Here is a 21,976-nt window from a genome sequence, read left to right on the forward strand (position 1 = left end):
CGCATAATGGGTTATGTAAGTGGCGAATGAAAAAGTAGTGGAAGCCTTTGGTTGAACTCTTCGAGCAGCGCGAGTTGAACATTTATTCGACGTTATCGGCTGACTTACATAGAATAACTATGCGGGGCAACCCTTGCTACGCAGCCTCTGCCTGGCCTAAATATCCAACTCACTGCTGCAAAAGCACACAACAAAGGTCAACACGCCCTAGTTAAGGTTTAGAGGTGGCTCGCTAGTTTTCTGTGTAGTTAATTGTAAGTGTAAACAGACTATCTTCTTGTTTACTCAGGCAGCACCAATCCATTTTGTGACAGATCTGCTGGATTAAACTCATACCAAGGCCATGGCCGAGATGTGTTGAGTGTGAGTTAATTACATTCGAAAACTGCATGCCTTGGTCATTCACTTCAACATATAAAACTTGCTCACCTAATTCATTGGTTTGGCTATATTGGAGCGCATTTTTCAAGATTTGTGTGAATAGCAGCTTCAATAAATACTTATGAGACATCACTTTTGGTGAGGTTGCCGTCTTTAATGAAAGTGTTAAATCTGAGAAAGCTGAATTATTTGCTAACTCTTTGAATTCATCTACCACATTTAATCTTTCTAATTCTTCGTTATGTATTTGTTGTAAGGCCAAAATTGCTCGGCTTGTTTCAAGTAAGGTGGTATTTGCTTTTGCCAGTTGATCTAATACAGGCAATGCATCAAGTGGAATATCATCTAATTGGTTTATTCTAGACAGAGCATGATTAATTTGAGTGATAGGGGTATTCACTTCATGACTTAAAAAAGCGCTGACTAGGCGTTGTTGTATCTGCGCCTCTTTTTCCGCTTGACGAGATTGGGTGAGAGTATTAGCGAAGGTTTGAAACTCCATAAATTTGAGCTGCTCTTGTGCTCTTTTAAAGTATGGGTCGATATATCTATGCAATGTGTCTATTTGTGTTTTTAAAGTTATGTGGGTAGAAAAAATGGCGATAAGTAACATTGCTATCAGCAAGCTAATGCCCACATTAAACCAAGGAAAAAACGTAGAAGTCTCATCTTCGAAATAGTGCAAAACGTAAATAGGTGAAGCATCTGTAGTACGTATGTATGACAGAACATAAATATGTTCGTTCTCAATATTAAAGTAATGACTTTGATTATGTGGCAATAATTGCGCGTCTATTTTTTCAACAACCCAGCCAGGCAGGTCATCTTTGTGTCGCGTGATGAGTTTAAAGTCATCAGAAATAGGTAATTCAAGTTGCTGGTTGTCGGCCAGTTCTGCGTCATAGAAAAGGTAGTGCTCAGTTGTGTCATCTTGCGCAAATTCGTAGCTACTTTTCAGTATGAGGCCCCAAATTAAAACAACTAAAATTCCGAACAAGCTAAAGCGTGTCAGTAGATACTTTTTTATTGAAATGCTTGCGCTCATATCACTTTTTCTTATTCAATTACTAGTATCTGATGCGTTTGGCTCATCTATTTTAAGAACTAGCCCTTGCTTTTTAAGCGTATGTAAAAGCTGACATTCATTCGATTGAGAAAGGTTACTTCTGAGTCGAGTGATTAAAGACTTATACATATTATTATTAACATCTTGCTCTGGCCATATCTGCGTCATAATGTCCGTTTTATCGATAGGGTTAGGGCTGTGCTTTGATAATAGCGCTAATAATTGCCATTGCTGTGGAGAAAGTAAAATAACTCGCTCACCACGTTTAGCTACTCTGCTATCGAAGTTCACTTCTAAGGTGTCTAACTTAAAGTGATTGTTTAAATTTGGTTGTTTATTGACGAGAACTTTTAATCGAGCTGTTAATTCCTCAAGTGCGAATGGCTTTGTAATATAATCGAGTGCGCCAAGCTGAAAAGCCTCTAATTTATCTTGTAACTCATGACGTGCTGTTAAGAACAAAATAGGAGCGCTCTGCTGCCCTTGCCAATGTTTTGCTAATTCGAGCCCGCTACCATCAGGTAAGTTAATATCTAAAATGATGGCATCATACTTTTGCTCTTGGCTTATTCCTATCGCTTGTCCAATAGAGCGCGCGTAATCAATTTCGATGCCTTCGTTTTGTAAGAAGTCTATTGTTTGACTCGCTAAAACCGCGTCATCTTCTACCAATAAAACAATCATTGCTTCTATACTGTTACCTTGTGGTTACCTCAACCTTGATAGTGTGATGACATCAAATAGGAGTCAAGTAATGAGAGTGATGAATATGGTGTTTTCAAGTGTTGTTTTAGGCCTGGCCTGTACATTAGCAGGTTGCGGTGAGAACCAGACCGGTCAAACGAGCTTAACGGTGACAGACAAAGCGACTGTTGATAATGCGAATAAGGCAACTCGTGTTTTTTTCAATGGCGATATTTATACGGTGAATAAGCAACAAGCATGGGCAGAAGCAGTTGCAATCAAAGATAATAAAATTATTTATGTCGGTAGCGATGAGCAAGTGGAGCAGTATATTGATGCACAAACTCAAGTTGTCGATCTGAAAGGCAAAATGATGATGCCAGGGTTCCATGATGTTCATATTCATCCTATGGAGTCTGGCTCAGACGCGACGCAATTCACAATTCCTGCTTATGGTACTGAAAATGAGTATATCGATGCTGTATATGATGCCGCGAATAACAACCCATCAGCACAATGGTTAATTGGTTATGGTCATGAGGTATCGACTTTACTAGAGATGCAAAATACGCCGCTTGAGGTGTTAAATGATGCAGTCAGTGACAGACCTGTTGTTATTATGGAACAGACTTCTCACTCAATGTGGGTGAACAGTAAGGCATTAGAACTTGCTGGGATCAGAAGTGATTCGGTAGACCCTGTTGGTGGTGTCATCGGTCGAGATAAGTCAGGCCGTTTAAATGGTATTTTGTACGATAATGCTGGGGAGTTGGTGATGGAAATCGCCATGCGTTCATTGCAAGGCAGTGCCGATAAAGATTATCAAGGTCTCGTTGAACATACTATGCCCATGTTGAATGAGGTTGGGATCACGTCTATCAGCGATGCACGTACTTACTGGCAACGAGGACAATTAGACACATGGCAGCGTATTGCTGATGATGACAAATTGACACTGCGCGTTGCTTTAGGTCTTTGGGCTTACCCGCAAATGAATGATGAAGTACAGTTAGAGGCGCTAAAAAAACGTTATCAAAATAAAGCGGATAGCCTACTTAAAGTGAACCAAGTTAAGTTTTATATGGATGGCATCTTGGTGAATACCACCGCGGCGATGCATGATCCTTATCATGTGAATATATTGGGTTTATATGGTAATAAAGGGCTTAACTATTTTACTCAAAGCCGAATTGAAAAGTATTTGAAAGCGCTGGAGCCTGTTGGCTTTGATTTTAATATTCATGCTATTGGTGATAGAGGGATCACGGAGGCATTAAATGCCATTGAAAAGGCGTCTTCAAAACAAAATCGTCATCGCCTGACACACATTGAAGTCATGGACCCGCAAGATTACAAACGGTTTGCAGAAATAGGTGTGATAGCAGATGCGCAAGTTGCGGGCGATTTTACGCATCCAAATCATTGGGCCGAAATGATCCCATTTCTGGGAGAGGAACGTGCTTACGACCTAGTGCCAATTAAGTCCTTAATCGAATCAAATGCGTTGTTGACTTTGAGTAGTGATTGGAATGTGAGTACTTACAATCCATTTGTGGGAATTGGCAATGCAATATCTCGGGCACCACAGAATATTACTTTAGAGCAAGCAATTGCTTCCTATACCATTAATAGTGCTTATGCTATGCGTCAAGAGCAGTTAGTTGGATCTATTGAGAACGGCAAATTGGCAGACTTAATTGTACTTGATGGTAACTTATTTGATATGACAGCAGCACAAATCAAGCAAACTCAGGTGGTCATGACCTTGCTTGATGGTGAGATTGTTTATCAGCGTTAACACAAAGCTCAAGGTTTTTAATTGCAAAACTACCTAAGCCGCAGCAGTTATGCAGCCGCTCAGGTAGTCGATGCTTTATATCTTGTTATTGAGCGCATTAATAAGTGAAGACGGATCGTCTACACCAAGGTAAATCTTAGATTTTTTATCAATTTGGTTGATTAGTTTAATCTCGATATTCGGCACGCCTGAGAAATTATACCTATTAACTTCATTGCTTCTTGGCACAAACTCATTATGCGGCGATATGGTTTCAATATTATCCAGCGGGATATAAAGCGGATTATAGATACCGTATCTAACGATTAAGTGAGTTTGAGTTAGTGAAATTGGACGGCGTGACATAGCACGATACTCACCAATAAACAGTACCAATCCAAAAATTGATAATAACGAGATAACATTGGCAGCTAAGGGTGACCAAGCAAAATGCAGAACCAGGTGTGCAATCGGGATCTCAAACGCCATCAAAAAGATAAACCCCAGTGCATTGCCTTTTGCGTCATCTTTCTTGGCATACCAAAAGTGTTGTTCGCCAATATAGTTCTCACTCTTTATTTTATTAGCGAATAAGCAAAACACCCACATTCGCATATCAAATTGCATTAAATTAAATACTGGGCCGGACTTTAACCAGCGTTTTAAAGGAGCAATTAGGCTTTCATCGGGATCGGTGCAAGTATTTAAATCCGCTTTAATAGCTGCTATCACAGATGCAACCACCACAAGTTCGATAAAGAGTACTGACGCCATTACTAGATAACGCGCTTGCTCTAAAGAGTGCCAAATAAACTTTTGCTGAGCAGGTATGAAGTAGGCACCAAAGAGAATGAGTAATGCGCAATAGGCTATTGCTTTAATTGTTGCTTGTTTTTTATCTGTTAAGAAAACATAGCAAATCAATGGAAGAGTAATGAATGTATCAATGAGTAACGGCCATTCAGGCTTGTAGCTACCATATTCATTGAGAATCGATGACGAACTATAAAACCAGAAGTAAGTCGCAACAAGACAGATTAAAAATAACAGAGGTAATCGACTTACTAGAGTTCTATTCAACGAAAGTTCCTTATAGGTTTAGCTTGAACCTAATATAGGAATTAATCTTATCGTCTTATTTGGCCCAACTCAATTAAGTTTTATAACGAAAAACGTTCTAATAATGCGATGAGGTCTTCTTTTATCAGAGGTTTACTAATATATTCATCCATACCTGCATCAAGGCATTTTTCTTTGTCACCATTCATCGCGTTCGCTGTCATAGCGATAATTGGAATATATTGATTATTTTCACCAGCTTCACGTTTTCTAATTCTTCTGGTTGCTTCGTAGCCATCCATGACGGGCATTAAGCAGTCCATCAAGATTAATTCATAATAGTTGTCTTTATGCTCTTTAAGTTTTGTGAGGGCTTCGAGACCATTATTCGCAAAATCGAGGTGTTCAACTGACCCATTCAGCATTTGCGTGGCAACAATTTGGTTAATCGGCATATCTTCAACGATTAAGATATGCTTGAAAAGTCGGGTGTAATCTTTAGGCTGAACGATAGGGAGATCATTAATATGATTATCTGAGCCTTGTTTCAATACATGAACGATATCGAGTAAAGTGCAGGGCTTTTTACAGTATTTAACTTGTTTAAAATCAGCTTGCTTAAAGTGAGAACTAATAGATGTATTAAAAGGCAATAAGGTCACAGTATTGGTCAAGTGTAATGACACAAATCTATCGATGTCATGGCTATTTTCTAAAGACCAACTAAGTACATAAAAATGTGATGACAATTGTTCACCATTTAGTTTCGCAATTTCTAATTCGAGCATGTGAATATGCTTGTGTTTATGCACCGCAATATCAAACTTACTTAAGGTGTGCTCGCATGCCTGTAAAAAACTAGAATTATGCTCTACGAAGTGGAAATGTTTGGCCGTGAAGTCATGAATTATAGAGTGCTGAACTTGCTGATTTTCAATACTTTTGCTTGATAGAGGCAAAGTCACGATAAAAGTACTGCCCAACCCTAGTTTACTTTTAACGACAATTTCCCCTCCTAATAGTTCACAGAGTTTATTGACGATACTCAGGCCTAACCCTGTACCACCAAATTGACGTGTCGTTGAGGTATCAGCTTGTGAAAAGTGTTCGAAAATTAAATTGCATTTATCCTGTGAAATGCCAATGCCTGTATCAGATATTTGGAATTTGATTTGAGGTGTTTGATGCTCTTGAGCATAAACATAATGCGCTCTGATGATTACCTCTCCTGACTCAGTAAACTTAATCGCATTACCGATCAAATTGGTCAATATTTGTTTAATTCTAACTGAGTCTGAGGCAATGATAGGCAGAGTAATTTCATCAATATCGAGTATGAGCGCGATATTTTTATCATGTGCTTGCTTGGCAAATGAAGTGGCTGTTTCTTTGATTAATTTAACGATATCAAACTCATTGATATCAATTTCGAGTTTGCCTGATTCTATTTTCGAAAAGTCGAGTATATCGTTGATAATGCGCATTAAAGAAAGCGCACTGCGGCTTGCAATATCAATTTGTTCTGTTTGTTCTTGGTTCAGAGGTGTGTCTTTTAGCGAGTCTAACATGCCAAGCACGCCATTCATGGGCGTTCTTATTTCATGACTCATTGTAGCTAGGAAATCCGCCTTTGCTTTTGACGCGTTTTCAGCTTGCTCTTTCGCTTCTTCTAGTGCCCAATTATTGAACTCCATTTCAGAGGCATATGTAGCCAGTTGTTGCTCGGAGTTTTTGAGCTCTGTAACATCTTCAATACAAGCGAATACACCTTCAACATGGCCATCATGAGTAAAGTCGGGCGTATAGGTCGTTATGAGATACTTTTGAACCCCATCTATTGTGACATCAATCTCAAACGCGGTTTCATTGCCTTTCAAAGCATTAAAAAGGTGATCTTGAATTCTGTCATAAATATCAACAGGTAAAATTGACTTCACCGTCTTTCCAACGATCTCTTGCTCATTTAGTTTAAACAATTGGCAATAAAGCTGGTTTGCAAAACGGTATTTTTCCTCGATATCGACATATGTGAGAAGCACAGGAACATGTTGAGTTATGCCATCAATATAATGTCGAGTTTTCTCTAGCTGCTCAGCCCTTTCTTGCGCTTGTTTTATGGCCTTGTTATAGGACCCTGCAACTTTGGCAATAACATCGCCTCCTTGCTGCTTGATGATATCTTTAGGGATCGGTAACCCTTGTCTGATGGTTACACCTATTTTAGTGAGTGGGCTAGTGACAAAATAGTGAAGCAGCCAAAATGATAAACCAACCATAATCGAAATAATGATCAAGAAATTGAAGGTAAAGCTCTCTAATCGCTGATTTAGCTTCTCTTGGTGTTGTGTTGAGTCTATGTGTATCCAGAAATAGTAGGCACGTAATCTCCTTATTTCAGGATCAACAAGATATAACCAAGACAACGCATACCAATTCTCATGATGGTGGTAAATCACTTTGACTTTATCACTAAGTTGAGATTTGAAGTGTATTAACTCTTCTAGTTTTTCTTTTCCTATTATTCCAGGGTTAAGTAAGCTACTTTTTTGGATAAACAACCTCTTTGATGCCACGATATCAAGCGATTCAGGAGCAATAATCATAATTTCTTGAATGGCGCTGTTACTCGATAATGCTGCAAGTACACGTTGTAAGTTTTCTCTGGAGGCATCTACTTCAGCAGAAATACTCACACTGGTGATAACGTTATCTACTAAAGAGTCTATGAAGCGCTCATGCTGTAATCGGTATTCGTCGGCAATAAAGCGAGTGAAAAGCAAAAAAGAGCTGATACCAAGTAAAAGTAACGGGATGGTCGATTTAAGATAAAGTGAGCTCTTAATCATTTATTTTGTTTTAGCTGGTTGAAAAACATACTAGAAACAAAACCACAGGGTTCATCTATAGATTTGATGCTCCATAAAGTCTCACATACTTGCTTGGTAACATTTTTAAGAAATTGGTGGTTTATTAATTCAGATTGCGCATCACCTGTTTGCATTTCTAGGCCGCTAAAAGCTTTAGCAAATTCATCAATGTCCAAGCCTTCTAGTTTGGCCATTTTAGTCATAGCCTCATCTGGATGTGTCTGAATAAACTCATAAGATAACTGCCAAACTTGCCATAGTTTTTCTAAAGTTTCAGGGTGCTTTTTTAGATAGCTTTGTGAGATGCTGACAATATCAACCACCTCCTTAGGGATTTGGCCGCTATCAAAAATAACATGGTAGTTAGGGTTTTTTAATAACTCCGTAGAAATAGGGGGGTAAGTAACATAGGCAGAAATCTCGCCTTTATTCATTTCTTTGATACCAGACATCTGTTCAACATTTTTAATTGTGACATCATTTAAACTAAGTTTATGTTTTTGCAGACCTCTTTGTAGTACATATATACCTAGTGAGGAGACTTCTGTACCCACTGTTTTACCTTTCAAGGCGGCCATATTCGCAATTGATTTATGAGCAATAATTGCGTCTCCACCCAATGAGTAGTCTGTTATTAAGGCAATAGTGAGAGGTCTCACAGCGAAAGATTGAATCTGTATGGCTTCTATTAGAGTGCTAGTGAGCCCATCGACTTTATTATTTAAATAAACCCTTTGTGTATCGGCTAAAGAGGCAACTCTAATAAGCTCAACATTAAGTCCTGCTTGTTTAAAAAAGCCTTTTTCTTTCGCTAAGTGAAGTACTTCATAACCTGGCCATGGGTTAATTGCAATTCGTAAAGTGTGTGGCGGGTCATTTTTACAAGAAACTAAAAATAAAATAAAAATGAAGAGCATTATCTTTTTGGAAAGTTGCCACATAACTTTAAATCGAAAAGCATATTTGTATTGATAAGTATTGACCAATTTCTGGCTCTGGCAAGGCTAAGTTTTTTACTTTTAAATAATATTAAAAAACTTATCCGATAGTGATCTCAAAGGTAACGACTTGTTTCTCCTAAAAACCTGCTTTCGAACTTAGAGAAGTGTTCAATTAAAAACGATTTCACAGCCATGATTTTTGCCGTTTCTTTTAAATCAAAATGATATAACAACCATAAACTCCAGTTAGAGGGAGAAGTGGTCAAATCGAGCCTTCTTAGGTTTTCATACTTCGCTTGGTCGGCTAAACCACAGGGTAATTTGGCAATACCTAGACCTTGATCTGTTGCGCTAATTAAAGCGGCTAAATTATCAAATCGAGCGATGATTTGGGTTTTGTTAAAGTGACCTTGATACCAATCTTTATGAAACTCCAACTGCCATAGTAATAGGTTATCGATTTGTTTTGGCTTTTTAATGTAGCTGTCACTGGCATAGACGCCCCAATTCGATGCAAACAGCTTTTTGCCAATCAAATCGGGCTGAGTCGGCTCAGGAGTAAACCTCAGTGCGATATCGGCTTCTCTGGCATTGAGATCTTTTTGACTGGTGCCCATTATCAAATTGAGTTGAATATGCGGAAAGCACTGATAAAACTCATCGAGTAGTGGGATAACGTAGTCATGTGCCAACTCTGGAGTTAAGGCGATGTTGACCTCACCTTTTAAGCTTTTGTCTTGACCTTCAAGTTGTCGTTCAATGTGGCCTTGTAAACTTTTTAACCGCTCAATATCAGGTAAAACAGAGCGACCAATCTGAGTTAACTGGTAGCCTTTAGGGACACGTTCAAACAGAGTAACATTGAAGCGGGCTTCGAATGCATGAATTCGCCTGGCAACCGTTGTGTGTGTCACATTGAGCTGCTTAGCCGCGGCTGACAAACTGCCGTGAGTAGCCAGTGCAAGAATATATTGATAATCGTCATCTAAGTTCATCTGTGCATTTTTGCACAAAAGATATGCAAGAAGTAGTAATTTTTTTCCTCAAGAAAAGTCGTAAATTAATCCTAAATTAACCTAAAGCTAAACGACTTATTAAAAGGATGAATTATGTATACCCTTTATCATTGCCCAATTACGTGCTCTACAGCCGTATTAATTACTTTAGAGATTATTGGTGTGGAGCATAATGTTGAAATTATCGACCTGTTTCAGAATGAACAATTTAGTGAACACTTTTTAGCAATTAACCCACTTGGTAAAGTACCAGTGTTAAAAACCAATGCGCATATTTTAACCCAAGGTGAAGCGATCTTAATCCATTTATCGCAAAAGCACCCTGAGGCTAATTTGATGCCAGGCTTAGCAACCATAGAGGGCGCTGACGCACTTAAGTGGTTAAATTTTGTGGCATCAACGGTACATGGGCATTTCTCACGTGTGTTTCAGCCAGAACGTATTGCCAATGAACATGAAGTGGTAAAAGCCAATGCCGAAGAGGAATTAGTTAAATTATTCGGATTGATTGAGCAGCAGCTTCAGCAACAGCCATTTTTAGCGGGCAACTTACCAACACTGGCTGATTATTACCTCGCGGTGATATTAGGGTGGGATAGAATGTTGAGCTTCGATTTAGCTGAGCGTTTTTCTGAATTAAAAGAATACAAACAGCGCTTAAAGCAAGCGCAGACCAATTCACCGACATTATTATCACTCTAGTTTTGTTATATATAGCCAAGCCATTTATCAGATTTAGTGGCTTGGCGACTTATTAGTGCGACAAAATCTTTCCTTCGAAAAAAATTTCCTACAAGCTGTAATAAATACCACCTGCTATCTACTAACTAACCTGAGCTCTGGATAATAAATCTATCTCCAGCGGCTACTTTCAACGCTAACTACGTTGAATTTACTTGCAATAGTCTAGCTATTGACGCGTAAATTCGCTTTTTATCCCTGAAAGTTTCCAGCTGTAGACTTAGAAAACTTAATATAAGTACTCTAGTTATCTAGTAAATCTCTTAACCAAAGCTCAGGTTAGCTAGAAAAATACAAAATGGAACGAGGTGAATGGGAAGCGATTTTTATCAGCAATCAATACTGCCTTTTGCGGGGATCATCATCAAAATTTGTCGGGCATACACCCATAGCCAAGAAGATTTTGAAGATTACTACCAAGAGGTGTGCCTGCAAATTTGGCGAAGTAGAGACAATTTTAATGCTGAGTCTAAATGGTCAACATGGATTTATAAGGTGGCTTTAAATGTTTGTTTGACCCATTTAAAACAGCGTAAAAAAGGCGAGCAGCAGTTTGTGTCTGATGCTTTACCTGATGAAGTACATGACGACGCCAAGGCATTTGGCTCTGATGAACTTAACCTGCTTTATAACGCCATTAAGCATTTGTCAGAGATAGATAGAGCAGTGATCCTGCTTTATTTAGAAGAGAAATCTTACGCTGAAATTGGCGAAATTATTGGTGCTAACACAAACAGTATTGGCGTACGCATTACGCGTATTAAAGAAAGATTAAACAAGTTTATACAAGCGCAGGAGTGAACACATGAGTAAGTCTATTGAAGCAATGTGGAAACAAGGTTTTGTGAGTGAGGGTGAGCTATCAGCACCAAAAGTGAACGACTTATATAATAGGAAGTCGCAAAATATCGTAGATAAACTGCAAAATATGTTTGCAGTTAATATTAAAGCCATTGTGATTGGTGCTTTAGTCATGCTGGTGGTGATGAGTTTAATCGGAGCACCTTGGTTAGGCTTGTATATCTGTGTATTGCTAGCACCGCTTGTGCTGATAGCGAGAAAAGAGCTCACTAAATCGCATAACTTATCGAAAGGGCAGAGCAGTTTAGAGTATTTAGAGAGCTTTGATACTTGGCTTAAAAACTCAATGGATACATATTCGAAGTACTATCGATTTTTTTATCCGCTGTTCTATATCGGTATGGTAACACAAGGGCTAGCGAGTAATGCAGGTGGTAAAGTGATGGCTTTGCTTTTGAAGCATTATCCGACAGAGTATGTATTGTTAGAGATTCCAGGTTATGTGTGGGCGGTTATCACAGTGCTGTTTTTGTTGGTCGTGCGATATTCAGAAGCTTTGTATCGTTTAGATTTAGATATCATTTACGGTAGACAGTTTAAAAAGCTGGAAGAATTAATTACAGATATGCGTGCTTTAAAAGCACAGTAGTAATGTGCTCGGCACCTTAAATATTAAAAACGGATAGCGCAGCCAGTTGGCTGCGTTTTTCAGTTATAGGGAATGAGAGACTAAGATCCTGTCAACTAACTCTAATGCGGTGGTGAAGTTACTGAGATCAGTTCGTACATCGCCATCTTTACCTGAATGGTGACCGTGACCGATAAGCTGCATTTGCTGTAGTTTACTTGGATGGTCAAAATCGACAATGGCTTGATAAATTAGTGATGGCTGCGCAGTAAAACCGTCTCCAGAATACACGGGGTCGTCAGGGAATCGGTCACTACTGTAGTACGTGTTGTAATCGAATGAATGGTTTATCTCAAAACGAATACGGTATTGACCAGTCAGTGAAGTCGGCAGCTGAATTGAGTAAATGAAATTATCTGTCATGGTTGCACCACTAAAGCCGTCGACAACCAGTTTATTATCGGTTGGTAGGTAGAAGCCATTACTGGCTTGCACACCAAGTTGATGTAAAAACACAGGCAGCGATTCTGGGCGCATGCGGGTATCTTTTGATTTTGCGTCTTCACCACCGGTTAATGCCTCTCTACCAATTGCATTTTCGCCGATCAGTAAGTGCTCATTGAATACTTGTTCAGGGTCTATTTTAGAAACTTTATTGGTGAAATTATTGGTGGCGATTTTCTCTGTGACATAGAGCGGCTGAACAAATTCACCGTCTAGGGTTTCTAACCAAAATGCATATTGTGGCCACATAAAGTAAGGCCCTTTTTTCAACTCTAAGGTAATCGTTTGTCCGCTGGCTTCTGCTGGGGTAATTATACGCTCGACATATTTTAGCTCTTTATCTTGGTCGGCTTTATCTGCGGCTTTTAGGGTTTGCCCCCAAGTGTAAACTTGCATTGCAGGTGGCAGAGCGAAAAATGGTGACGCTAATAGGTAACCAATTAATATAACAGCTAGCGGCATAGCTAAGCTGACTTTGCCCATATGTTTATTTAGCGGATTTAAATAAGCAAAGAGGGGTTTTGAATTTTTAAATAAGTGCCATACGACGACTAAAATCATTGCCGCGCCGATTAAAGTATGAATAAGCGCAATGACAGCATCATGTTGCTGACTGTATAACAGTACAGAGGTAACCAACATAACAATGAAGGCTAAAAACAATAGGGTGCCGATAAATACTCGGGCATTAAAAAATGACATAGTGACTCCTTTTGAATTCCCCCCCTTATCGCTTAAGGGTGGCAATAAAAGCCACTAAAGCTTTCTAAAATTATCTAAGGTTATTGATTTTATTATTAATAATTTAGAGTGTTTAAGTATTTGAGTTGATTTGTCAGCGCTCGACTTTTAGCTATCTGCTTGGCTTTACTTAATGCAGCGTTGAATTCATCGAGCTTGTTTTGTTTCTTGGCAAGTAAAGCAAGGCTGGCCCAAACGCTGCTTTCACCAACAGGACAACGTAAAACTTGATGATGTTTTTTTGCTTCAAGGTAATACGTTTTAGCTAATGCGTATTGACCTTGATGCTGTGCAATACGCGCCAACAGATCCTTCGAGTAGGCCATAAATAGCCAATCATTATTGCTTCTGGCTACTTTTAAAGCTTGCTCAACTCTTGGTTTAGCTAGCTCGTCATCTCCCTCAATAATGGCGTGAATGGCATTGAGATAATGCAAGCGGCTTAACTCATTTTTGTCATTGAGCTTTTGAGCGAGTGGAATAGCCAACATTAGGTGTTTTTTTACTGTAGGGTAATCTTTTAACTCAAAAAGTGTGTTGATTAATAGGCGTTGCGCAGTCAGATTTTCAGGATCATGCGCAATGATACTCTCAAGCAAAGGTTTTGCAGCTAGATGGTTGTCTTCAAGCTTCAGGTCAATGGCCACCCCTAACATTTCATGATTAAAGTCGGCATGATAGTTGTTGGCTTGTAGAGCGCTTTCTTCGCCTAATTGTTTTGCCACTTTATCGCTAAATTCATCGATCACTGCTTGAATGTCACGACCGAACAACACACCTTTTTGTTGAGTATTTTTATAGTGCAGGATATAACTCAGTTGGTAGTCATGCGGAGAGCCTGACAGTTTTGAAGAGACTATCAGCTCGGCGCCCGAGACAATAAATATTTGCCTAATATGCTCAGGCTTAACATGGCTCAAGGGCGCGCCTGCTCGCTCTAGCACTTCCAGCACATAATCTGTCTGTAATACACCATGCGCTTGATTATTGGGTAAGCGCTGTATGACTTGGTCCATTAAGCCTAAGCGAACCCAGCTATGGTCGTTCCCTTCAATTTGATTTTGCGTTGGCAAAATGACAACAGAGCCAGCCACTGTATTTTGTTTAGGCTGCTCATTATGTTTTAAGTAAAAGTAATACAGGACAGAGACAAAAGCGATTACTAAGCTGCAAATAATCACTGTAATAGTGTGTCGGTTGGTTTTATGTTTTGGTTCAGAGGTTGAAATCGTAGAGACATCAGGTAACCACATATATCCTTGCTTAGGTATGGTTTTAATAACTTCTTTGTTGGTAAATATCTGTCTTAGTTCATTGATAGATTGAAAAACAACTTGCTCGGCGACAACAGAGTCAGCCCATACCGTCTCAAGAATGTTTTGTTTACTAACAGGTTTTCCAGCATTTTCTAGAAGCAATAACAATAATTGGCAAGTTTTCGGACGAATAGCAATCATATCGCCGCCTATACTACGCAGCGTTAAAGCGTGAGGATTAATATAATAATCTAAAGTTTGATACTGCAATGTATTGTCCAGTTAGACGTTTTTAGCAAAGATACAGTAAAAGAACCATCAAGTTAATCAAGTATCCCATTGAGGTGGGTACAACTCTGAGTTAATATTTTCCGCTTAATTAAATTAATGACAACAATGATTAGGGATGATTATGCTTAAGCATGCTTTATTTCTCACCTTTATAATAACGCTTTTTGGGGCTTCAGCCTCCGCGCAAACCTCACTTAAAAGTACATTACCAATAGAAGCACATGCCAGTTTAGCAAATGCTTCTCAGATGAACTTATCGCCAAATGGAAATAAAGTAGCTTTTGTACAAAATGGCAAAGGCACTTTATTTTTAGTGGTCTTTGACTTAACAACGGGCAAAAAGCGCTTTATTACGAAAACTGACAACCTGTCAGTTACTTTGAATTGGTTCGATTGGCTCAATAATGATGTGTTATTGATGGGAGTTTCCTCTACGGCGTCCGAAAGAGGAGTACGATACAAAGTATCGAGATTACTAAAGTTTGACTTAAGAACTGATGATGAGACAAAAAATGTTATTCGCATAGGACGCAGGTCGCATAACTCGCAGTTTCAAGATAATGTCATCAGTATGCTACCTAACGATCCGGAGCATGTTTTATTATCTATTGATTTAGACACGCCAAATAAGCCAAGCGTGTATAAGTTAAACGTACTTACTGGAAAACGTAAGCGTCTTGAAAGACCAAAAAAGCACATTGACGCTTGGATTGCTGATAGACAAGGTAAAGTGCGTATTATGCGCCAAATTGACGATACGCTTGTTACCTATAGTTTGAAAGATTTAAATACTAATAAGTGGAATAAACTATTTGAATATGAAGTATTCTCTGCCGATAAAGTTACTTTGTTAGGATTTGATAAAAACCCAAATATCTTATATTTCAAAGCCATTTATAACGATAAAGATGCGTTATTTAAAATGGATGTGACAGATCCAAAGCAAACACGTGAACTGGTTTATCATGACGAAAATTATGACGTTGATGGCTCATTGGTATATTCAGAAGTAACAAATGAAATAGTCGGTTTTTCGCACTCAGGTTTTGATGATTTAATTAAATACTGGGACGAAGACCTTGATAAGCTTCAGCGTTCTATCAATAAAGTCATTCCAGACTCAACAAATGTGATAATAGATACAGATGTGACTGGGCAAGTTTATATTCTCTACACCACTTCAAGTGATCACCCAGGTGCGTATTTATTAGGTGACCGAAATACAAGCTCACTAGAATATATCATTTCAAAGTACCCTTTAATCGAAGGAGAACTTTATAATGGTAAGAATAATGTTGAATATATCGCACGTGATAAAACAAACATTGAAGGCTATTTAACTTTTCCTGCAGATTATCAGAAAGGCAAAGCTTACCCTGCCATTATATTGCCTCATGGGGGGCCAATGGCTAGAGACTATGCGGGCTTTGATTATTGGTCAGAATTTTTCTCACACCATGGTTACTTAGTTTTTCAGCCAAACTTTAGAGGATCATCGGGTTATGGTTTTAGCTTTGAAAGTGCTGCAATCGGTGGTTGGGGTGAAGCAATGCAAGATGACCTGCAAGATGCTGCAAACTGGTTAGTAGCGCAAGGCTATACAAAGAAAGATAAAATGTGTATTGCTGGTGGTAGTTATGGCGGTTATGCATCATTAATGGCTTTGGTAAAACACCCTGATACCTTTCAGTGTGCAGCAAGTTTTGCAGGGGTCGCAGATTTAAATTTTATCTATTATCAAGCAAGGAACTTCACGAATAAAGACATCGTTCGTAAGCAGATAGGCACTGACAGAGATCAGTTAGAGCAGGTTTCTCCAATTAATTTTGCTGAAAAATTTACTAAACCCGTTTTATTGATTCATGGTTCAGAGGACAGTGTGGTTTCTGTGAGACACAGTCGTGAAATGGCAGAAGAACTTGAAGATGCAAATAAAGATGTTAAATATATTGAGCTTGAAGATGGAAGTCACTACTTAGTGCACCAACCATACCGAGTAAAAACTTTACAAGAAATGTTAGCTTTCTTTAATAAACACCTAATGTAACCCTAAATATTCTGAAGAAAAACCAGTATTGCTTTGGGTGTAATACTGGTTTTTTATTATTTTTTTTAAAGCTTTAGTAAAATTGACGTTTGTGCTTTCTTTGGCATTTTATCGACCACTAACATAAACGAGTTATCTATCATGCGATCTATTTCACCTTTTGGAATAGAGCCATCGAGTATGATGGTATTCCAAAGTCGTTTATTCATATGATAACCGGGGATCACAGCATCGAAAATGTCCCTTAATATATGAGCTTCATCGGGGTCGCAGTTAAGGGCGTGTTTACCTTTGAGGTATGAATTTTGTTCAAATCAAAGGCTTTCAATACGCGAAATGAGCTACGTAGCATAATGGGTTATGTGAGTGGCGAATGACAAAGTAGTGGAAGCCTTTGGTTGAACTCTACGAGCAGCGCGAGTTGAACATTTATTCGGCGTTATCGGCTGACTTACATAGAATAACTATGCCACGCAGCCTCTGCCTAGCCTAAATACCCAACTCGCAGCTGCAAAAACACACAGCAAAGGTCAACACGCCCTAAATTCATCCACCAATGTGGGTTTGTTTCGGTGCCTTTGCCCATTTTTCCCAGCGCCAAAGTCGCGAACATTTTTCCTTTTACTTTATAAACATCGACTCCCTCACCAAAAGGTTGGTTAACGGTCGTTTCGGGCTTGGAGATTAAATATTCATGTGCTTGCAGGTGATCCATCGTCTAGTGTTAACCCTTTAATAGTATTAAATCAAAACTCAGTTCGTTTAGACATTAATTTGACATAACTGGTTGTAGGTTAATAGATAATAAATAGGATCTTATCGCAAAATTGCTGAGTATTGGATAAGAATGAATTACATTACTGCTAATAATTATCATTTGAGGTTTGCTATGCGTTTTGTGCAGTTGTCGGTGCTTTGGTTTGTAACCATAGCGGTAGTCGGTTTTTATAGTGATTCGGCAAAAGCTGAGTCTATTGAAGTAGATGTGGTTTATCCGGAAAGAGCAGTTGATGCTGGTTTAACATTAACTGGGTCGGTCAGTGCATTTCATAATGCGCAACTAGCGAGTCAACAATCAGGTATTGTGGCTAACATTTTTGTTGAAGCGGGTGATGAGGTTAAGCAAGGTGAGTTGTTACTCTCATTAGATGACACCTTAGCGCAGCTGCAATTTGAGCAAGCCAGTGCAGAGCTCAATATTGCTCAGGTGGCATTACAAGAAGCACAGCGCTTACATCAAGAGTTAAAAGCACTATCAAAGCGCCAGCTTGTTGCACAAACTTTATTGGCTGAGCGACAAGCTAATATTAGTAAAGCGGATGCCGAACTAAAAAATGCTAAGGCTAAGCTCGCACTACAACAAGAGCTTTTAAGTCGTCATCATATTAAAGCGCCATTTGCGGGTGTGGTGACAGATCGTATGGTGGATATGGGTGAATGGATTGGCACGCAAGACAAAGTATTTAGCCTTATTTCAAATGATAAATTACGTATAGAGCTTGCAGCACCTCAGCAATATTTTTCTCAGTTATCGCAAGCAAACACAATCCAAGCAAACACAATCCAAGCAAATATCCACAATCAGCATAATAAAAACGCAGTGATAAATAGCCAAGTTGAGCGTGTTATTGCCTCAGTAAACAAGGCTAGTCGTACTTTCAAGGTATTTGTGACAGTGCCTGAAAACAGCGGTTTTGTGATGGGCAGCTCGGCACAAGTGACCATTCAATTACCAGTCGCAGAAAATGCGCAGGTATGGTTACCTAAATCAGCGTTAAAGCGTCACCCTGATGGTGGTTATAGTATTTTTGCAATCAATAACAATACTGCTGATCGCGTATTTGTTGAAGTGACACAGCAGCAAGCTGAACGAGTGGCAGTAAAAGGGGCATCAGCCTCGCAGCAATACATCAAAGCTGGTGTTGAGTTATTGCAAAGTGGTGCAAAAGTGTCAGTGAAAAGCGTTGCAGGTAACGCCTTATGATTGAAGGTGCAGTCAAACGCGGTGTGCTTGTCACCGTAGTTGTATTAATCAGTTGTATTCTCGGGCTGGTTGGCGCGTTAAATATTCCCGTGCAGATGATCCCTGATTTAGAAGTGCGTACCATCACTGTTCAAACGGGTTGGGCGGGCGCAACCCCTCAAGACGTTGAAAAAGAAATCTTAATTGAACAAGAGCGTTATTTAAGAAGCTTACCAAATTTAAAACGTATGGTGTCTTATGCGCGAATGGGCAGTGCTGAAATTGAATTGGAATTTCCGTTTGGGGTTGATGCCAATGATGCGCTTATTCGGGTAAACAATGCTTTAAGTCAGGTGCCCAGTTACCCCGAGAACGTTGACCAACCAAGGTTATTTTCGAGCTCTTTCTCGGGCAATGCGTTTATGTATTTCGTGCTTAAACCTCTGCCTGGTAACCCACTCAATCTGGATGTTGATTTATTAAGAGACTTTGCTGAAGACTTTATTCGACCGCGTATGGAAAGCGTGTCAGGTGTATCTGAAGTGAGAGTAGGCGGTGGTGCGCAAAGACAAATTCAGATAAAGATTGATGCCGAGCAACTTGCTCAACGAGGTATCAGTTTAAGTGAACTTAGAAACGCCATTCGTAATCGTAATCGAGATGCCTCAGCAGGTGATATTGAAAGTGGTACGAGCCGATATTTATTGCGCGTAGTTGGGCGCTTTGAGCAACTCACAGAGCTTGAAAACTTGATTATTCGCAGTGAGAACAATGCCAATATTTACCTTAAAGATGTGGCAACTGTCACCCTTGATCACTTTGAAACACGTAGTCTATCTTACAATGTGGGTGAACGTACACTGAGTCTGTCGGTTCGTCGAGAAAGTGGCTCAAATGTGTTGTCGATTAAAGACGACATGTTACCAATCGTTGAAGAATTAAATCAGCAACTGCTTAAACAAAACGGTTTAAGCCTGACGCTCATGAGTGATGACGTGAAATACGTACGAAGTTCTCTCGAAAATGTGTGGTTTAACCTGATCCTCGGTGGCTTGCTCGCAACTTTGGTGATGTACTTCTTCTTGCGCTCTGGACGCGCTACTCTGATAGGTGTGTTGGGCATTCCAATTTGTACCATTGCTGCGTTTTTAGCTTTAATGAGTTTTGGCCGCACCATCAATGTGATCTCTTTAGCGGGGGTGGCCTTTGCGATCGGCATGACGGTCGATAACACCATCGTGGTGCTTGAATCGATATTTCAAGCCAAAAAACAAGGTAAAGGAAAGCGCCAAGCCGCCATTAGTGGTGTAAAAGAAGTTTGGCCTGCTGTACTGGCTTCTACTGCGACAACCGTACTGGTATTTGCACCTATCTTGTTTGTGCAACAAGAAGCTGGGCAGCTGTATTCAGACATTGCGATTGCGATTTGCGGTGCAATTATCGCTTCCATGTTGGTGGCCATTTTTGTGGTCCCTGTCGCCTTAGCGCGTCTTGATAAGCACGAAGTCGCCAATGAAAATACCAAGCAAAGCAAGGCTTATGGTCAAGTTTGGCTGAAATGCGCGAGATTCTTTACTCAATCAAAACTACGAGCGCGTATTGCCTCAGTGTCATTTGTTGTGTTGATTTTAGGTGCTGCTTATACTCTTATGCCAGCAGCCGAGTACCTACCAGAAGGGGAAGAGCCAAAAGCCTTCTCTATGATGATTGCCCCACCTAATTACAATTTATCTGAAATGGAACGCATTGGCAGTGAGCTAAGAACCTATTTTGCTGATTACGTAAAAGCGGATGGTGCTGCTTTTGCCAACGGTGAGACAGATATGCCACCACTTGACTATTATTCGATGTCGGTATCAATTGGTCGCATTTGGTTTTTAAGTGCGCCAGTCGATCCTGCCCATATCAATGAGATGATGGATGCCATCACCACTAAGTTTAGAAGTTATGAAGGCATGCGTGCATTCTCAGCGCGTGGTTCTATTATCTCTAGTAATGATGGTGGCACACGTGCAGTCGCTGTAGACATTGCAGGTAATGACATTGAAGACTTGTATCGTGCCGCAGAAGCCGTATACGACCAAGCAAATCAAGTGTTTGATAATCCACAAATTAATTCTAACCCAGGCTCGTTAACCCTTGATCAACCTTTGATAGAGATACAGCCTCGTTGGCATCGTTTGGCAGAGCTTGGGATCAGTAGCCGAGATTTCGGCTATGCTGTCGCGGCAATGAGTGATGGGGCGTTTGTTGATGAGTTTATTTTAAATGATGACAAGGTGGATATTTTCTTATTCAGTGGCGCAGGTGCTAAACAAACCCTAGAGCAGCTTGAGAGTATGCCCATTGTGACGCCACAAGATGAAGTCTTACCCTTGAATGCTCTGGCTGACTTGGTTGAAAGCAAAAACAGCAACTCAGTAAGGCGTGTTGACGGTAACCGAACAGTGACGGTTTACATTATTCCGCCTAGAGATGTGGCATTAGAAGTAGCAGAAGAGAAGGTGCGTACTGAGCTACTGCCAACACTTTGGCAGCAGGGCAAAATTGCTCAAGGCATTAAAGTGAGTATTAGTGGAGCAGCCGACCAACTCGAAGCAACTAAGGCATCGTTATCGGGTAACTTTATGATCGCATTGGTGCTGAGCTATTTACTCTTGGTGGCTATTTTCACCCATTGGCGTTATCCGTTATTTATTTTAGCGACTGTGCCGCTTGGCATGGCGGGTGGTTTACTGGGTCTTGTTATGGTGAATGGCTTAAACTCAGGGCTTGCGAGTTTAGGTATGCAAACCTTTCATCAACCGTTTGATATGATCACCATGTTAGGCTTCTTGATCTTGTTGGGAACCGTGGTGAACAACCCGATTTTAATTGTCGACCAAACGCGTCGCTTTATTCTTGATAATGGCTTACCTGTGGTTGAAGCAGTAAGAAAAGCTGTCGAAAAGCGCATTAAGCCCATCTTAATGTCTACGGCGACCACTATCTTTGGCTTAGCGCCACTGGTGTTGATCCCCGGTGAAGGTACAGAGTTATATCGCGGTGTGGGTATCATAGTATTAAGCGGTATTTTGGTGTCGACCTTACTCAGCATTAGCTTTTTACCGGCATTTTTAGTGGCCATTCTTGATGATAAGAGTGAAGACACAAAATAAAGTTAAAAGGCATTTATAGAAAAGTTAGAAAACGTCCGTGTTGCTGAAATACGGG

General features: G+C 39.9%; 16 protein-coding genes and 1 pseudogene. 7 read left to right on the forward strand and 10 right to left on the reverse strand.

What is annotated here, in order from left to right:
* Positions 1-232: 232 nt before the first annotated feature.
* On the reverse strand, positions 233-1,426 hold the full coding sequence (locus PP2015_RS04155) for a histidine kinase (RefSeq protein WP_058029080.1): 1,194 nt from the start codon (positions 1,424-1,426) through the stop codon (positions 233-235).
* Between the two features lie 15 nt (positions 1,427-1,441).
* Positions 1,442-2,131 (reverse strand): response regulator transcription factor, encoded by a 690-nt coding sequence (locus PP2015_RS04160; RefSeq protein WP_058029081.1) that lies wholly within the window; start codon positions 2,129-2,131, stop codon positions 1,442-1,444.
* A 70-nt stretch (positions 2,132-2,201) separates the two neighbouring features.
* Here PP2015_RS04160 and PP2015_RS04165 point away from each other — a divergent pair, with 70 nt between their 5' ends.
* Positions 2,202-3,929, forward strand: coding sequence for an amidohydrolase (locus PP2015_RS04165; RefSeq protein WP_058029082.1), 1,728 nt, complete (start codon positions 2,202-2,204; stop codon positions 3,927-3,929).
* A 75-nt stretch (positions 3,930-4,004) separates the two neighbouring features.
* Here PP2015_RS04165 and PP2015_RS04170 read toward each other — a convergent pair whose 3' ends face one another.
* From PP2015_RS04170 to PP2015_RS04185, 4 genes are all read right to left on the reverse strand, one after another.
* Positions 4,005-4,988, reverse strand: a complete 984-nt coding sequence (locus tag PP2015_RS04170) for a hypothetical protein (RefSeq protein WP_058029083.1) — start codon at positions 4,986-4,988, stop codon at positions 4,005-4,007.
* A gap of 80 nt (positions 4,989-5,068) precedes the next feature.
* Positions 5,069-7,813, reverse strand: a complete 2,745-nt coding sequence (locus PP2015_RS04175; RefSeq protein WP_058029084.1) for an ATP-binding protein — start codon at positions 7,811-7,813, stop codon at positions 5,069-5,071.
* Positions 7,810-8,820, reverse strand: coding sequence for an ABC transporter substrate-binding protein (locus PP2015_RS04180; RefSeq protein WP_157599067.1), 1,011 nt, complete (start codon positions 8,818-8,820; stop codon positions 7,810-7,812). Before PP2015_RS04180 ends, PP2015_RS04175 begins: the two co-directional genes overlap by 4 nt.
* Before the next feature lie 68 nt (positions 8,821-8,888).
* Complete coding sequence (locus PP2015_RS04185; protein ID WP_058029086.1) at positions 8,889-9,770, reverse strand: LysR family transcriptional regulator; 882 nt, start codon at positions 9,768-9,770, stop codon at positions 8,889-8,891.
* A gap of 114 nt (positions 9,771-9,884) precedes the next feature.
* Here PP2015_RS04185 and PP2015_RS04190 point away from each other — a divergent pair, with 114 nt between their 5' ends.
* From PP2015_RS04190 to PP2015_RS04200, 3 genes are all read left to right on the forward strand, one after another.
* Entirely contained in the window at positions 9,885-10,493 is a 609-nt protein-coding gene (locus PP2015_RS04190) for a glutathione S-transferase family protein (protein WP_058029087.1), read from the forward strand.
* A 351-nt stretch (positions 10,494-10,844) separates the two neighbouring features.
* Positions 10,845-11,333 carry an RNA polymerase sigma factor gene (locus PP2015_RS04195; protein ID WP_058029088.1) on the forward strand — a complete coding sequence of 163 codons (489 nt, stop codon included), beginning with the start codon at positions 10,845-10,847 and terminating at the stop codon, positions 11,331-11,333.
* Positions 11,334-11,337: 4 nt separating this feature from the next.
* Positions 11,338-11,982, forward strand: coding sequence for a hypothetical protein (locus PP2015_RS04200; RefSeq protein ID WP_058029089.1), 645 nt, complete (start codon positions 11,338-11,340; stop codon positions 11,980-11,982).
* 63 nt (positions 11,983-12,045) lie between these two features.
* Here the strand turns inward: PP2015_RS04200 and PP2015_RS04205 are convergent, their stop codons facing one another.
* Positions 12,046-13,167, reverse strand: a complete 1,122-nt coding sequence (locus tag PP2015_RS04205) for a DUF4405 domain-containing protein (protein WP_058029090.1) — start codon at positions 13,165-13,167, stop codon at positions 12,046-12,048.
* 95 nt (positions 13,168-13,262) lie between these two features.
* Positions 13,263-14,732 carry a winged helix-turn-helix domain-containing protein gene (locus PP2015_RS04210; protein WP_157599068.1) on the reverse strand — a complete coding sequence of 490 codons (1,470 nt, stop codon included), beginning with the start codon at positions 14,730-14,732 and terminating at the stop codon, positions 13,263-13,265.
* Positions 14,733-14,874: 142 nt separating this feature from the next.
* Between PP2015_RS04210 and PP2015_RS04215 the strand changes: the two genes are divergently transcribed.
* A complete protein-coding gene (locus PP2015_RS04215; RefSeq protein ID WP_083496515.1) occupies positions 14,875-16,800 on the forward strand; it encodes an alpha/beta hydrolase family protein in 1,926 nt (641 codons plus the stop codon).
* A 65-nt stretch (positions 16,801-16,865) separates the two neighbouring features.
* Here the strand turns inward: PP2015_RS04215 and PP2015_RS21580 are convergent.
* Positions 16,866-17,078: pseudogene (locus tag PP2015_RS21580) on the reverse strand (MmcQ/YjbR family DNA-binding protein); the annotation flags it as partial.
* Between the two features lie 206 nt (positions 17,079-17,284).
* A complete protein-coding gene (locus PP2015_RS04220) occupies positions 17,285-17,515 on the reverse strand; it encodes an MmcQ/YjbR family DNA-binding protein (protein ID WP_083496517.1) in 231 nt (76 codons plus the stop codon).
* A 132-nt stretch (positions 17,516-17,647) separates the two neighbouring features.
* On the opposite strand from PP2015_RS04220, the gene PP2015_RS04225 reads away from it, so the two are divergent.
* Both PP2015_RS04225 and PP2015_RS04230 read left to right on the forward strand, forming a co-directional pair.
* Entirely contained in the window at positions 17,648-18,784 is a 1,137-nt protein-coding gene (locus tag PP2015_RS04225; RefSeq protein WP_058029092.1) for an efflux RND transporter periplasmic adaptor subunit, read from the forward strand.
* A complete protein-coding gene (locus PP2015_RS04230) occupies positions 18,781-21,921 on the forward strand; it encodes an efflux RND transporter permease subunit (RefSeq protein ID WP_058029093.1) in 3,141 nt (1,046 codons plus the stop codon). Before PP2015_RS04225 ends, PP2015_RS04230 begins: the two co-directional genes overlap by 4 nt.
* Positions 21,922-21,976 lie beyond the last annotated feature (55 nt).

The sequence above is a fragment of the Pseudoalteromonas phenolica genome, from assembly GCF_001444405.1.
Taxonomy (GTDB): domain Bacteria; phylum Pseudomonadota; class Gammaproteobacteria; order Enterobacterales; family Alteromonadaceae; genus Pseudoalteromonas; species Pseudoalteromonas phenolica.